This window comes from Pseudoalteromonas sp. 5Ae-yellow (assembly GCF_014077565.1).
In the GTDB taxonomy this organism is placed as follows: Bacteria; Pseudomonadota; Gammaproteobacteria; order Enterobacterales; family Alteromonadaceae; genus Pseudoalteromonas.
Window position 1 is genome coordinate 18745 of sequence record NZ_JACGWD010000010.1, and the last position, 16030, is coordinate 34774.

Below are 16030 nucleotides of genomic sequence, written 5' to 3' on the forward strand. Positions count from 1 at the left end.
CATTACTATGATTAAAAAACCTACCCTCATTGCTACTGCTTTTTGTAGCTTATTTGCAAGCAGCGCTGCTTTGGCAAAAATGAGCGCAGTTGAGGTAGCTCAATTAGGTCAAAACTTAACGCCATTAGGCGCAGAAAAAGCGGCGAATGCTGATGGCTCTATTCCAGCATGGAATAATGGCATTATATCTGCTCCAGCAGGCTATGAACCGGGTATGCATCACCTTGACCCATTTTCAACTGATAAAGTGCTATTCACTATTGATAAAAATAATATTGAAAAGTACAAAGCAAATTTAAGTCCGGGTCAAATTGCTTTATTTGAAGCATATCCAGATACATTTAAAATGCCAGTGTATGAAACACGTCGCTCTGCGTCTTATCCACAGTTTGTGTACGACGCAACTAAAAAGTTTGCACCAACAGCTGAGCTAGTTGAAGACGGGAATGGGATCAAAAATACGGCAATTGGTATTCCTTTCCCTATTCCTAAAACGGGTTTAGAAGCTATTTGGAATCATTTGTTACGTTACCGTGGACAGTCTATTGAGCGTTTTGCCGGTCAAGCAGCGCCAACAGCATCGGGTTCTTATAACTATGTTGGCTTTGATGAGCAGTTATTGGTTAAATATTCAGATCCGAGTGCAACACCCGCAGAGCTGCAAGACTCAAACATTTTGTTTAAGTTTAAACAAAGTGTTACAGAGCCTGCACGCTTAGCAGGTACAGCACTGCTTGTTCATGAAACGATGGACCAAATATTAACGCCACGCCAAGCATGGACTTACAATTCGGGACAACGCCGCGTTCGTCGTGCACCTAATGTTGCATATGATGCACCAGGAACAGCAGCGGATAGCTTACGTACTACTGATGATTTTGACATGTTCAATGGCTCACCTAATCGTTACAACTGGACGTTGAAAGGTAAGCAAGAATTATACATTCCTTACAACAGCTATAAGCTTCATAGTGATAAGTTAGAATACGATGACATTTTAATGCCTGGCCACATAAACCCAGAGCATACACGCTACGAAAAACACCGTGTTTGGGTTGTTGAAGCTAACTTAAAAGACGATACACGCCATATCTATAAAAAACGTGTGTTTTACATTGATGAAGATAGCTGGCAAGTACAGGTTACGGATATTTATGATAACCGCGACCAACTTTACCGTGTAGCAATGGCTTATGGCCTTAACTACTACGAGGTACCTACACAATGGAGTACGCTTGAGGTTTACCATGATTTGAATTCTCGTCGTTATTTAGCAATTGGTTTAGATAACCAAGAAAAAATGTACGATTTTTCACAATCGTTTAACGATAACGAGTTTACGTCAAGCGCATTACGTCGCGCAGGTAGATAGTTAGAAGTTAGGCACTTAACGCATGTTAAGTGCCTTTTCCTTTCACATCGCGTTTGTCTTATACCAAATCGCGCAACGCTTTCCTCAGTATATAAAGACAAACAATTCTCTCGTTCAAGGCGATTAAAATTTATGAAGTATTTAGTATATGCCAGCCTGATCATAAGTGGTGCGAGTGTTGCTCAGGATGTCCCTGAAAATGCAATCAGTGCAATTAAAGCAGATAAAACCCTACTTACTGATATAACAAACACAGGTAACGGGCTAATTGCAGTAGGCAAGCATGGTACCGTTATTAAAAGTGACACTGGTAATAAATGGCAACAAGCTGAACTTGTACCAACTCAAGTGCTATTAACAGCTGTTGACTTTAGCGATGAAAATAATGGCTGGGCATGTGGACACGATGCCACCATTATCAATACTACCGATGGTGGTATTAATTGGCAGTTACAACAAGTTAAACCAGAACTAGATAAACCCTGCCTTGATATCCTATTTGAAGATGATTTAAAAGGTTTTGCAGTGGGGGCCTATGGCATGTTTTATCAAACCACCGACGGTGGTAAACATTGGCAAAAGCGCTTTTTAGATTCGTTACTGTTTAGTGATGACAGAGATTACTTAAACGATTTAAAAGAAAATGATCCCGAAGGGTACGAAGCAGAAACAGCTTCAATTTTACCGCACTTTAATCGAATCGAAAAAACAGATAACGGATTAATGCTCGTTGGTGAGATGGGTTTAATGGCCAGAAGCATTGATGATGGTCAAACTTGGCAAAGGATTGAGGAGATTTACCCAGGTTCATTCTTTGCAGTTGCATCAGATAGTACGCAAGAAATTGTAGCAGGGCTTCGCGGTAACGTGTTTGCAAAGAAAAATAATGAGCAAGAGTGGCTACATTTTGAAAATATTAAAACAGCGACAATTAACAACATCATTAATTACAATGATAAGCAATGGCTCATGCTCGCCAATAGTGGTGTTATTTTTCACCTTCAAGATGGATTACTTACCCATGAGCAGTTAGCCGATGGTAAAGCAATTTTGGATGGCGTGATTTTAAATAACAAACTAATCATGGCGACAGAAGATGGCATTAAAGTGAAGGAGTTAACCCCTTAATGCATAAGTTACTCGATTTTATAGAAAAGGCGATTTTTAGACATCGCTTAATTATGCTTATAAGTTTTGCGCTTATAACCTGTTTACTCGTATTCAAAGCAACTCAAATTCAATTAGATGCATCGTTTAATAAAAACATTCCGTTAAATCACGACTATATGAAAGTATACACCAAGCACGAAAAACAATTTGGTGGTGCAAATAGTATTTTAATTTCAGTGTGTGATGACAGCGGCAATATATTTAATCCAGAGTTTTTCACTCAATTAAAAGCGGTTCACGATCAGCTTTATTTTATTCCTGGCGTAAATCGTCCATTAGTTAACTCTATATTTTCACCAAGTGCTCGTTTTGTTGAAGTAGTCGAGGATGGCTTTGCAGGCGGTCCAATTATTCCTGCTAACTTTAAAGCGGATACGCGTGGTTTAGGTGTTGTAAAAGAAAACATCGAAAAAGCAAAAGTGGTAGGACGTATGATTGCCAGCGATTACTCGTGTGCAATGGTAACGGCCCAGCTTTTAGAAACAGATCCACAAACACAACAAAAGTTAGACACATTAGCTTTTGCACAAAAGCTAGAAAGTGATTTAAGAGAACCTTTGAGTACAGATAAAGTAAGTATTCATATTATTGGTTTTGCAAAAATGGCAGGCGATATAGCTGAAGGCGCAAAAGGTGTGGTCGTATTTTTTGCCATTGCTATCGCCTTTACTTTCGTTATGGTTTGGCTATTTTGTGGCAGTTTGAAGTTAACCATTTTACCTATTGCCTGTTCTATTATTGCTGTTATTTGGCAATTAGGCCTGCTTTCAAGTTTAGGATTTGGTCTTGATCCGATGTCTATTTTGGTGCCGTTTTTAGTATTTGCTATTGGTGTAAGTCATGGTGTGCAGATGATCAATGCGATTGGTAAAAAAGTAGGTGAAGGAAAAAGTACCCGTATCTGTTGTCAGTCAAGTTTTAGGGCTCTATTAATACCCGGTGGTATTGCACTACTTTCAGACACCGTTGGCTTTTTAACATTACTTACCATTGATATTGGTATTATCCGTGAACTTGCTATTACAGCGAGTTTAGGTGTAGCCGTCATTATATTTACTAATTTAATATTATTGCCGGTCTGGGCTTCGTACATGAATTTTGAAAACAGTGTACATATTCAATCTGGTGACGCTGCAAAGCCTAACATGCTTGATAAAATCCGCGACTTACTTGTAAAAGCAACAGACCCTAAAGTAGCTAAAATGATTATTGGTTTTACCCTTGTTTTATTTGCTCTAGGTTACTGGCAAGCAGATAAAATGCGTATAGGCGACTTACACGCAGGCGCACCGTCTCTGCATCAAGATGCGCGTTATAACCAAGATACATTTTTAATATCAGACAAGTACACTATTTCGTCAGATATCTTAAAAGTAATAGTAGAGGCATATCCTGCAGCATGTACTGAACATGATGTTATGGAGCGCATAAGCCGTTTTCAATATAAAGTAGAAAATGTGACCGGTGTGCAGTCTGCTGTTAGTTTGAGCTCTGTAGCTCAATCGGTTAACGCAGGGTACAACGAAGGCAATCTGAAATGGCAGAGTTTGCCACGAAATTCAGCAAGCTTAGTACAATCAACATCTCGAGTTGAAACAAGTACAGGTTTACTTAACGGTAACTGCTCCGTTATGCCTGTGATAATATTTTTAGATGATCACAAAGCACAAACTATCGATACTGTGATTAAAAGTGTTAAGCAATTTGCTAAAGAAGAGGGCACTGATGAATTAGCATTTAAATTAGCGTCTGGGCCTGTTGGTGTAATGGCAGCGACTAATGAGTCAGTTGCAGAGGCGCAAATACCAATGATGCTTTACGTTTATGGTGCCGTTATTATTTTATGCCTAATGAGCTTTAGAAGCGTAAAAGCAACAATAGCCGTAGTATTGCCGCTTTATATTGTATCAACACTTGCACAAGCGCTTATGGTTCAACTAGAAATAGGCTTAACGGTGTCTACACTACCTGTAATTGCGCTAGGTGTTGGTATTGGTGTTGATTATGGTATTTATATACTGTCGTCAATGATGGGGCAGCTTAAGCAAAACGTACCACTGAGTATTGCTTATCGTAATGCACTTGTTGAGCGTGGTAGTGCTGTATTGTTTACGGGGATTACATTAGCTATTGGTGTGAGTACGTGGATATTCTCAGATCTTAAATTCCAAGTTGATATGGGTATATTGCTAACCTTCATGTTTTTAGTAAATATGTTGGGTGCAGTGTTGTTATTACCGGCGATTGGTAGCCTTCTCTGGACTGACCAGAAAAAATAATGTGAATAATTTTGCTCCTAAATGGCCTGTAAAGGCCATTTATATCTACAATTTGTGAATAGATGACCAAATAGCTGAAATGCTTAAAATGTTTTCATCGAAAAGGCTGTTTATTAGCTGCAAAAGGGTTAGAATTTGATTGACTCCACGCTAATGAATAGCTGTACAAATTTCTGCTCCTGAGCAGTAATAGATTAAGGAACATACAATGACACGAAATGAAGGCCAAGCCTCGGTTATCCTAGATAATGTCTGTAAGCTGATCCAGAAAAAAGTTCGCGCTGATAATGTGTTACTCGTTGAGAAATTCGCCAAAGCCTTGTACAGCAACATGTCTAAAGAGGATTTGGCAAATCGCAACGATAGTGACCTATATGGCGCAGCATTAAGCCTTTGGAACTCGCTAGAAAAAAATACTACCGACGACGCTGTTATCCGCGTTTTCAATCCTGAAGTGGCAAAAGATGGCTGGCAGTCATCGCATACAATTGTAGAAATTATTACTAAAGACATGCCGTTTTTAGTTGATTCTGTTCGTATGGCCATGACTCGTGAAAATATCGCCTCTCACTTATTACTTCATTGTCCATTAAAAATTAAGCGCGATACAAACGCTAAAATTTCTGGATTATCAAATTTAAAAGCAGAGCAAGAATCTTCATCTACTAAAACAGTGTTCTTTATTGAAATCGACCGTCAGACAGATTCTTCTGTGATTGAGTCTTTCAAAAAAGAATTAGAGTCTGTGCTTGTTGATGTATCAGTTGCTGTTGATGATTGGCAGCCAATTCGTAAAAAATTGATTGCAGTGACTAAAGAGTTACCTAAACGTCATCATAATAAAAGTAAAGATGAAGTTTCAGAAACAACTGAGTTTTTAGATTGGTTAGCTAAAGATAATTTTACCCTAATGGGTTACCGTGAATATGAGTTAAGCCCAGTTCAAGGTGATTACCAACTAAAAGGTAAAATGGATACAAGCCTAGGCTTGATGAAAAACTCGACTGAAGAACACACTCGCTTATTATCAGAATTACCTGAAGTTGCACGTCAAGAAGCTCGTAGCAGCAACCTACTGATTTTAACAAAAACTAACTCTGTTTCTCGTGTTCATCGTCCAGCTTACATCGATTATGTAGGCATTAAGCGTTTTGACGATGAAGGCAATGTAATTGGTGAAGACCGCTTTATCGGTTTATTCTCATCAAGCTTTTACAATAACAGTGCTACTGATGTACCTGTGTTAAAAAGTAAAATTAATCGCATTATGGAAATGTGTGATTTTGCTAAAGGTACTCACGCTTACAAAGCTGTTTTAAATATTTTAGAAACCTACCCACGTGATGAGCTAGTTCAAGCGCGCGAAGGTGAGCTACTTGAAGTTGCTATGGGTGTGTTACAAGTACAAGAGCGCGATATGTGCCGCTTGTTTGTACGTAAAGATGCGTATGGTCGTTTTTTATCTTGTATGGTTTATGTACCTCGTGAGCGTTATAACACGGCTCTTCGTCGTGAAACGCAAGATATATTAGCTAATGCATTTAATTCTGACGATAAAGTCGAATTTACTACTTATTTCTCTGAGTCAACACTGGCGCGTACTCATTACACTGTTCGTGTGACCGACAACAAGATCGAATATAACGTGAAAGACATCGAAAACAATTTAGTAGAAGCTGCACGTACGTGGGAAGATAAACTTCAATCTGCTCTTTTAGAGTCTGCTGGTGAAGCTCGTGGTAACGATTTAAATCGTAAATACTGTAACGCGTTTGCACGCTCGTACAAAGATGAAGTGCTTCCAAGTGCTGCGGTTGTTGATATTGAAAAGTTAGAACTACTTAGCGATGAAAACAAACTAGAAATGCTGTTTTACCGTCCTCAAGAAGAAGCAAACAGCAATATTGTACGATTAAGCTTATTCCATAAAGATGAGCCGATTCATTTATCTGATGTTATGCCAATGCTTGAAAACTTTGGCCTTCGCGTTGTTGGTGAAACACCATATTCAGTTAAAACTAGCGATGGTCGTATCAACTGGATCATGGACTTCTCGATGCTTATTGACAGCAAAGGGATGGCAGACTTTGATAAAATTTCAGCACGTTTTCGCGCTGCATTAACAAATGTGTGGGGCAACCGCCTTGAAAACGATGGTTTTAACCGTTTAGTGTTAATGGGTGGCCTAACTGGCCGCGAAGCCTCTATTTTACGTGCTTACGCTAAGTACATGCGTCAAATTGGTGTAACGTTCTCACAAAGTTACATTGAAAGCACATTTGCAAATTATCCAAACATTGCAGCGCAAATTGTTAATTTATTTGCTAAAAAGTTCTCAGTTAAGAGCCCAGCAAGTGCTAAAACACTTGAAAAGCTAAGCACGCAAATTTATTTAGAACTTGAAAATGTAGCAAACCTTGATGATGACCGCATTATACGTTTATACGTAGATATGATTGTTGCGACGCTACGTACCAACTATTTCCAAAAAGATGATGCAGGTCAGTTTAAATCTTATGTTTCGTTTAAAATACAGCCTAGCTTAATTCCTGATGTACCACTTCCACTTCCTGCGTTTGAGATCTTTGTTTATTCTCCGCGCGTTGAAGGTGTGCATTTACGTTACGGTAAAGTAGCGCGTGGTGGTCTGCGTTGGTCTGACCGTCGTGAAGACTTCCGTACTGAAGTACTTGGCTTAGTTAAAGCGCAACAAGTTAAAAATACAGTAATTGTACCTGTTGGCTCTAAAGGTGGTTTTGTATGTAAACAATTACCTAGTGAGCGCGAAGCGTTTATAAAAGAAGGCCAAGAGTGTTACAAAATTTTTATCCGTGGTCTTCTAGATATTACAGATAACATAGAGCGCGGTGAAGTAGTGCCAGCTCGAGATGTTGTTCGCCACGATGAAGATGATGCATACCTGGTGGTTGCAGCCGACAAAGGTACAGCTACGTTCTCTGATATCGCAAACGGCATAGCTAATGAATACAATTTCTGGCTAGGCGATGCATTCGCATCAGGTGGCTCGGTTGGTTACGATCATAAGAAAATGGGTATTACAGCTAAAGGCGCATGGGAGTCAGTTAAACGACATTTCCGTGAAATGGATATCGATTGTCAAACGACTGACTTTACAGTGGTAGCTATAGGCGATATGGCTGGTGATGTATTTGGTAATGGTATGTTGTTATCTAAGCATATTCGGTTACAAGTTGCCTTTAACCATATGCACATTTTTGTTGATCCAAACCCAGATGCTGCTACTTCTTACCCTGAGCGCGAACGTTTATTCAATATGCCGCGTTCATCGTGGGATGATTATAACAAAGAGTTCATTTCTGCCGGTGGTGGTGTTTTCTCTCGTGCAGCTAAATCAATTACGCTTAGCCCAGAAATGAAAAAAATGTTGGGCACTAAAAAAGCGAGTATGACGCCAAACGAATTAATAAAAGCATCGTTAATGATGGAGTTTGATTTACTGTGGAATGGCGGTATCGGAACGTATATCAAAAACTCTAAAGAAACTGATGCAGATGTAGGGGATCGTGCAAACGATGCGTTACGTATTAATGGTAGAGATTTAGGCGCTAAAATTTTAGGTGAGGGGGGTAACTTAGGTACTACTCAACTTGGCAGAATTGAATTTGCAGCTAAAGGCGGGCGCGTAAACACGGACTTTATTGATAATGTTGGTGGTGTTGCGTGTTCAGATAACGAAGTAAATATAAAGATTTTACTTAATGGCCTAGTAGCTGAAGGTGACCTAACACGTAAACAACGTGATGAGCTACTTTACTCAATGACAGATGAAGTTTCTGAATTAGTATTAAAGGACTGTTACCGTCAAACACATACTATTTCAATTACGCAATCTAAGGGCACTTCAACGCTTAAAGAGAAGATTCGTTTCATCCATGCGCTTGAAAAAGAAGGCAAGTTAAACCGTGCTATCGAATTTATTCCAAGTGATGAAGAATTGGCAGAACGCGCCGCTGCAGGTAAAGACTTAACTCGTCCTGAGCTTTCAGTGCTAGTGTCTTACGCAAAAATGGTATTAAAAGAGTCTTTAGTAAGTGATGAAATTACTGAAAACCCTTACTATCGCCAATTGCTTGTTAAGTCATTCCCACGTCCTCTACGTGAGAAGTTTAACGATGCGATGAACAACCACCCACTTCGTAAAGAAATTATTGCAACTAAACTTGCTAACAGTATCGTTAACGATATGGGTTTAAACTTCATGGTACGTATGCATGAAGAAACTGGTGCTAATGAAGCTGAGATAGCAATGTGTTACTCAATTGCTAGCGAAATATTTGAAATGCGTGAAACATGGTCTTCTATTAGTGCACTTGATAATAAAATACCAGCAGCAGTTCAAACTGAAATGCTTTACCAACTTCGTCGTACTGTGCGCCGAGCAACGCGTTGGTTCTTACGTCATCGTAATAAGTCACAAACGATTGAACAAGGAATTGAATTCTTTGCGCCAACATTCAAAGATTTAAGCGATAACTTAAATACGTATATGATTGAAAAAGAAAATGATCGTATTGTAATTGAGGCCAATAAGTTAATTGACGCGGGTGTTCCAACAGATATAGCTAATCGTATTGTTTCTTTATCAAGCTTATTCTCTGTGATGGATTTAGCAGAAGTTGCGAATAGTTCAGGTAAGAGTATTTCGATGGTGTCCAATACTTACTTTAAACTAGGTGCAAGAATGGGTCTGCATTGGTTCTTAGAGCAAATAACTAAGCAACCAGTAGCAAATCATTGGCAAGCACTTGCTCGCTCGTCTTATCGAGAAGAGCTTGATTGGCAGCAACGTACGTTATCTGAAGTTGTATTAAATAGCTTTGAAGGTGATGAGAGCGATGTTGATAGTCAAATAGACGAGTGGATGGATAGCCAAGATTTATTACTTCAACGCTGGAAACAAATGCTGGCTGAGTTTAAAACATCACAAAGCCACGACTTTGCTAAGTTCTCGGTTGCACTTCGTGAACTTATGTTGTTAAGCCACAATTGTGATACGCCAGGAAAATAATTTAGCTTTAATCAGTTAATTGTTTAGTAAATAAATAACTGATTGTTAAAATTGTTATACAATACCTCAGCCTTGTCTGAGGTATTTTTTTGTCTAAAATTTAAAAAGAGGATTATATTGATGTTTTATGATTTAGCTCGCCGTTTTATGTTTACCCGTGATGCGGAGTGGGCGCATGAGTTTGCACTTAATAATCTTCGTCGTTTTGCTAATACGCCTCTAAATATAGCTTGGTCACAAAGTGTTTCAGATAAACCCGTAAACTTTTTAGGTCTTGAATTTAAAAATCCAGTAGGGCTTGCCGCTGGCCTGGATAAAAATGCAGAATGTATAGATGCATTTAGCCAAATGGGGTTTGGTTTTATTGAAGTTGGAACGGTTACACCGCGTCCTCAAGTTGGTAATGATAAGCCACGTATTTTTAGACTTCCAGAGTCAAACGCAATTATTAACCGTATGGGTTTTAATAATAAAGGTGTTGATAATTTAGTCGAAAATGTAAAAGCAGCAAAGTACAGTGGCATACTCGGTATTAATATTGGTAAAAATAAAAATACGCCTAACGAGCAAGGTAAAGATGACTATATTTATTGTATGCGTAAAGTATTTGAGCATGCCTCATACATTACGGTAAATATTTCATCACCAAATACCCCAGGGCTTCGTGATTTACAATATGGTGCTGCACTTGACGATTTGTTGCAAAGTCTTAAAAATGAACAGTTAGATTTAATTGCAAAGCATAATAAGCAAGTGCCTATGCTTGTAAAAATTGCACCGGATCTCGATCAAATACAAATAGAGCAAGTAAGTGAATCACTTTTAAATAATAAAATTGATGGTGTAATTGCCACAAACACAACGCTTGAACGAGCCGCAGTCATGGGGCAGCAATATGCACAAGAGGCGGGCGGTTTATCAGGTCACCCTGTTAGAATGCGCTCTACAGAGGTAGTAAGTGAACTAAAACGCTTAACACAAGGTAAGCTACCAATCATCGGAGTCGGCGGTATTGATGATGCTACATCTGCAAAAGAAAAGTTAGATGCAGGCGCAAATTTAGTTCAGGTTTATACTGGGTTCATCTACAAAGGTCCACAATTGGTAAAGTCGATCGTTAACGGCTTATAAGGATCAGTTATCTAAGCTTTTGATCGTTAGCTAAATGTTCTAAGCAAACATTTTAAAAGTGGTCAAAAGCGGTTATACTCTGAGCAATAATTATTCAACATACCCAAGGAGGAGTAAATGTTACAAGCATCAAAGCAATGGCAGTGGATTACTTGTCCTGATAAAAATCGTTTGTTACTTGATTTAAATGACGACATGCAATTATGCACGCCTTATAAATTAAGACAGCTCACCGATTCTGTTTTTAAAAATCCACGTTTTAGTCTCGAAGATGCTGCATTTTACGAACAAGTTTATAATTATCTGGACGGATTTGAATTGTGGTCAGCGGCTCAAATTTGTCAAATATCATTAAATGCAACTGCTGTTAAGTATCACTTAAAACCCGTTTTAGCAAAAAGTTGGTTTTTTGAAGAATACACAGGGACAGAGCCAAGTGTAGAGGCAATAGTAAAATTAACATCTAAAGCGCAGTCAGGTGATTTTTTAATTGTAGAGCATTGTCCTGATGCATCTATTTGTTTGAATTTAAGTGAAACCTTTAAATTAGACGAAAACTTATCTTTAGCGCAATTTGAAGTAATCCGTATTTTGAATAATCGAGTCCACCCCATCCTAAATCAGCAATATCAAAGTCAAACCGCCTAACCAAATTTAAGTCTTAAGCGTGTCTTTATGGCGTGTTTGTCGCCCAACCTATGTTATAATCCTGCGCAATTAGCTATTAAGGGTTATTACTTTGCAATTTATCGCACTTACTTCTATCGGAATCGAAAATTTATTGGTTGATGAACTAACAGAACTTGGCGCAACCGTGTCTAAGCAAACTGTTGGTTCTGTTCGTTTTGAGGCTGACTCATTACTTGCGCAAAAGGTTTGTTTATCAACTCGTTTTGCAACGCGTGTGCTTATGCTTATTGAAGAAAAAGAAGGCGTAGATGACAAAAATAGCCTGTATAATTTTGCGCGCTCGCAACCTTGGCAAGAATGGTTTGGACCTACGCAAACATTCGCTGTCGACTTCAACGGTACCAATGACTCATTAAAAAACACGCAATTTTCGGGTCTTGTAATCAAAGATGCAATTGTTGACTATTTTAATGATTTATACGAGCAACGTCCTAACGTTGATAAGCAAGATGCTAACGTGCGCGTAGTTGCACGATTAAATCGTTACGGCGTATCGATGTATATTGACTATTCAGGTCCTCGTTTGTCAGAACGTGGTTACCGTCAAGGCCAAGGTAAAGCGCCAATTAAAGAGCACTTAGCTGCTGCATTAATTAAGCGAAGTGGCTGGCTTGAAAATGTAAAACAGCCTTTATTTGATCCATGTTGTGGTGCGGGTACTATTTTGATAGAAGCTGCCGGTATGGCGCGAAATGAAGCGCCAGGATTATTCCGTGAAGGTTTTGCTTTTGAGCGTTTACCCAGTTTTAGAGCCGCTAAGTTTAAAGAGCTTAAAGAAGAGTTACTCGCTAATATTACTGATCCTAAATTGTGGTTAATTGGCCACGATTACGATGAGCAAGTATTAAGTAAAGCAATTGATAATGCTAAACGAGCAGAGCTTGACGACGTTATTAAGTTTAAGCAAAGTGATGCAACTAAACTTACAGCTGTTGCAAAATTACCGGGTGTTGTAATTTCAAACTTACCTTATGGTGAGCGTATTGGCTCTATGGCTGAGCTTGTTGATTTACACCGTAATTTAGGCGTTGGCTTTAAAAAACACTTCAATCACTGGAAACTTGCCTTACTTGGTATGGACGAGAGCCTATTTAAACTTTTAAAACTTGTGCGCCTTAAGCGTTATAAATTTAAAAATGGCCCGCTTGATGTAGAACTTAACTTATATCAATTAGATGATAAGCAAGTAAGTTTGACCACAGATGACAAAAAAGCACTCAATTTTGAAGGGTCAACGTCATTTGCAAATAGATTGAAAAAAAATAAGCAAGGCTTAAAAAACTGGCTTAAACAAAATAAAATAGATGCTTATCGCGTCTATGAAGCGGATATCCCTGAATACAATGTTGCTGTAGATATTTATGGCGACTCTGCTGTAATTTTTGAATATGCAGCGCCTAAAGAAATTGATGAAAAAACATCAGAAAAACGCCTGCAAGACGTAATAAGTTTAACGGCTCAACAGCTTGAGATTTCACCTGAAAACATTGCTGTAAAAGTACGTAAAAAGCAAAAGGGCGAAGATCAATATACAGCGATGGCCAAACAAAACCGGACTATGGTTGTTGAAGAGTTTGGTGCTAAGTTCAAAGTTAACTTATTTGACTACTTAGATACGGGCTTGTTTTTAGATCACCGTTTAATGCGCCGCTACATTCAAGAAAATGCTAAAGATAAACGTTTCTTAAACCTTTTTGCATACACAGGTACAGCTTCTGTACATGCTGCTCTTGGTGGTGCTAAAGCCATTACTACAGTTGATTTATCAAAGACCTACTTAAAATGGGGCCAAGATAACTTTGATTTAAATGGTATTAGTAATACACGATACCGCTTTGAACAAGCAGATTGTTTAAAATGGTTAGAGCACGCAACAGCGCAATACGATTTGATATTTTTAGATCCTCCAACGTTTTCAAACTCAAAACGAATGAAAGATGCATTTGATGTTCAGAGCGATCATATTAAATTATTAACGTGGGTAAAAAAGATTTTAAGCCCATCGGGTACGTTGATTTTCTCTAATAACAAACGTGGCTTTGTTATAGATGAAGTTGGTCTGATTGGTTTAGGTTTAAAAGCCGTTAATATTTCAGATAAAACGTTATCACCAGACTTTAAACGTAATAAAAAAATCCATAATAGCTGGCTAATCACACATGGCTAATTGGGTTTTATACCACACTGATGGTTGCCACTTGTGCGAGCAAGCTGAGCAACTTATCACTGAGGTACTTTGTGATACTAGCGAGTTATTACTAATCGATATTATGACTGATGAGCAGCTTATAGCTGAGTATCAAATTACTATTCCTGTATTAAAAAGTGAAAAAGGCGAGCAATTATTTTGGCCTTTTACTTTAAACTCTGTGCGCGAATTTTTAGCACAAGCAGAATAAGAGCAAATAAGAACTATGGATTTAATTAGAATTTTAAAAGCACAACTTGCTTTTGGTACACATGCTTTGCTTAACAAAGCAGATGCCGTTATAGAAAGTGGCGAAAGAGTGTGTGTTGTTGGTAGAAATGGCGCAGGTAAATCAACTTTATTAAAAGTACTTGATGGACAAGTTGTTTTAGATGATGGCGAAATAAATCAGCTAGGTGGCATTCGAATTTCTCGCTTAGAGCAAGATCCACCAAAAGGTGCAAGCGGCACCGTATTTGATTACGTTGCACAAGGTATGCCTGAGATTGCAAACTTACTAATTGATTTTCATCATGTTAGTAACGAGCTTCAAACAGAGTGTAACGATAAGTTATTAAATAAACTTGAACGTTTATCAAATCAACTAGAAGCAGCTGATGGCTGGCGCTTTGATAGCCGCATTCAATTAGTTTTGACACAATTAGAACTAACCCCAGAAGCTAAACTTGAGTCTCTTTCTGGTGGTTGGTTACGTAAAGTAGCACTTGCACGTGCACTTGTAAGTGAGCCTGATTTATTATTACTAGATGAGCCAACAAACCATTTAGACATGGCAAGTGTAATGTGGCTTGAACAGTTTTTAAAAGAATTTAAAGGCGGTATTGTATTTATATCGCATGACCGTGCGTTTATTCGTGCTGTTGCTACGCGTATTTTAGATTTAGACCGTGGTAAGCTTATTTCGTACCCAGGCGATTACGCTACTTATTTAGAACAAAAAGCGCATGATCTGAAAGTTGAAGAAGCTCAAAATGCATTGTTTGATAAACGCTTAGCCGAAGAAGAAACGTGGATTCGACAAGGTGTTAAAGCACGTAGAACGCGTAACGAAGGTAGAGTTCGTGAGTTAAAGCAGCTTCGTACCGAGCGCAAACAACGTGTTGACCAAGTTGGTAAAACTGATTTCAATATTGAAACAGCAGACCGCTCTGGCAAGTTAGTATTTGAAGCTCAACATCTTTGTCATGCATTTAAAGACAAAGTTATTGCTGATGATTTTTCTACACTTGTAATGCGTGGTGATAGAATCGGCTTAGTAGGCCCAAATGGTATTGGTAAAACAACACTATTAAAGCTAATGTTTGGTGATTTAGAACCAGATAGCGGTATAACTAAGCAAGGTGTTAATTTAGAATTTGCTTACTTTGACCAATATCGTGAAAAGCTTGATGAAGAAGCAACAGTTCAAGATAACGTCGCCGAAGGTAAACAAGAAGTGATGATGGGCGGCCGCTCACGTCATGTTTTAGGTTATTTGCAAGACTTTTTATTCCCGCCAGCACGTGCTCGAACCCCTGTTAAAGCACTCTCTGGTGGTGAAAAAAACAGATTACTATTAGCTAAATTGTTTTTAAAACCGTCTAATATACTTGTTCTCGATGAGCCAACAAATGACTTAGACATTGAAACGTTAGAGTTACTAGAGGACATCATTAATCAATACCAAGGTACAGTGCTGATTGTAAGCCATGACCGTGAATTTATTGATAATACATGTTCAAGTGTATGGGCGTTTGAAGGTAACGGTAAAGTTACAGATATTGTAGGTGGTTATAGCGACTATGAGGCTTACGTTAACTACTTAGCTGAACAAGAAAAAAAAACTCAGCAACAACCAGTAAAAAAAGTTGAAAAAGTGGTCGCTCCAGTTGCCAAGCCAGCAGCTAAGACTAATAAACTCTCTTACAAATTAAAACTTGAATTAGAGCAACTACCGAATAAAATGGAAAAACTAGAAGCTGAAATTGAAGCTCAACAAGCTGTAGTTAGTGACTCAGACTTTTTTAAACAAGAGAGTGATGTAACAACTAAAGCATTGAACCATTTGGCACAACTTGAGTCTGACCTTGAAGCTGCGCTTGAGCGCTGGGAAGAACTTGAAGAATTACAGAATCAGTAGTAAGGACTAA

9 protein-coding genes are annotated in these 16030 nt (G+C 38.5%); all 9 read left to right on the forward strand.

Going from position 1 to position 16030, the window contains the following annotated elements; translation table 11 throughout:
• Positions 1-7: 7 nt before the first annotated feature.
• Positions 8-1372: a DUF1329 domain-containing protein gene (locus tag H4J63_RS04645; RefSeq protein ID WP_165743183.1), complete on the forward strand. Its 1365-nt coding sequence runs from the start codon at positions 8-10 to the stop codon at positions 1370-1372.
• A 132-nt stretch (positions 1373-1504) separates the two neighbouring features.
• Entirely contained in the window at positions 1505-2500 is a 996-nt protein-coding gene (locus H4J63_RS04650; RefSeq protein WP_024604808.1) for a YCF48-related protein, read from the forward strand.
• Positions 2500-4821, forward strand: a complete 2322-nt coding sequence (locus H4J63_RS04655) for an RND family transporter (RefSeq protein ID WP_182194852.1) — start codon at positions 2500-2502, stop codon at positions 4819-4821. The genes H4J63_RS04650 and H4J63_RS04655 overlap by 1 nt, the downstream gene beginning before the upstream one ends.
• Positions 4822-5029: 208 nt before the next feature.
• Positions 5030-9871 carry an NAD-glutamate dehydrogenase gene (locus H4J63_RS04660; RefSeq protein ID WP_182194855.1) on the forward strand — a complete coding sequence of 1614 codons (4842 nt, stop codon included), beginning with the start codon at positions 5030-5032 and terminating at the stop codon, positions 9869-9871.
• A gap of 120 nt (positions 9872-9991) precedes the next feature.
• Positions 9992-11002, forward strand: coding sequence for a quinone-dependent dihydroorotate dehydrogenase (gene pyrD / locus H4J63_RS04665; protein WP_182194857.1), 1011 nt, complete (start codon positions 9992-9994; stop codon positions 11000-11002).
• A 117-nt stretch (positions 11003-11119) separates the two neighbouring features.
• Positions 11120-11650 carry a cell division protein ZapC gene (locus H4J63_RS04670; protein ID WP_007586900.1) on the forward strand — a complete coding sequence of 177 codons (531 nt, stop codon included), beginning with the start codon at positions 11120-11122 and terminating at the stop codon, positions 11648-11650.
• Positions 11651-11741: 91 nt separating this feature from the next.
• Positions 11742-13859 (forward strand): bifunctional 23S rRNA (guanine(2069)-N(7))-methyltransferase RlmK/23S rRNA (guanine(2445)-N(2))-methyltransferase RlmL, encoded by a 2118-nt coding sequence (gene rlmKL / locus H4J63_RS04675; protein ID WP_182194860.1) that lies wholly within the window; start codon positions 11742-11744, stop codon positions 13857-13859.
• A complete protein-coding gene (locus H4J63_RS04680) occupies positions 13852-14091 on the forward strand; it encodes a glutaredoxin family protein (RefSeq protein WP_024599587.1) in 240 nt (79 codons plus the stop codon). The genes rlmKL and H4J63_RS04680 overlap by 8 nt, the downstream gene beginning before the upstream one ends.
• Before the next feature lie 15 nt (positions 14092-14106).
• Positions 14107-16020, forward strand: a complete 1914-nt coding sequence (locus tag H4J63_RS04685; protein WP_024599586.1) for an ABC transporter ATP-binding protein — start codon at positions 14107-14109, stop codon at positions 16018-16020.
• The last annotated feature ends 10 nt before the right edge of the window (positions 16021-16030 follow it).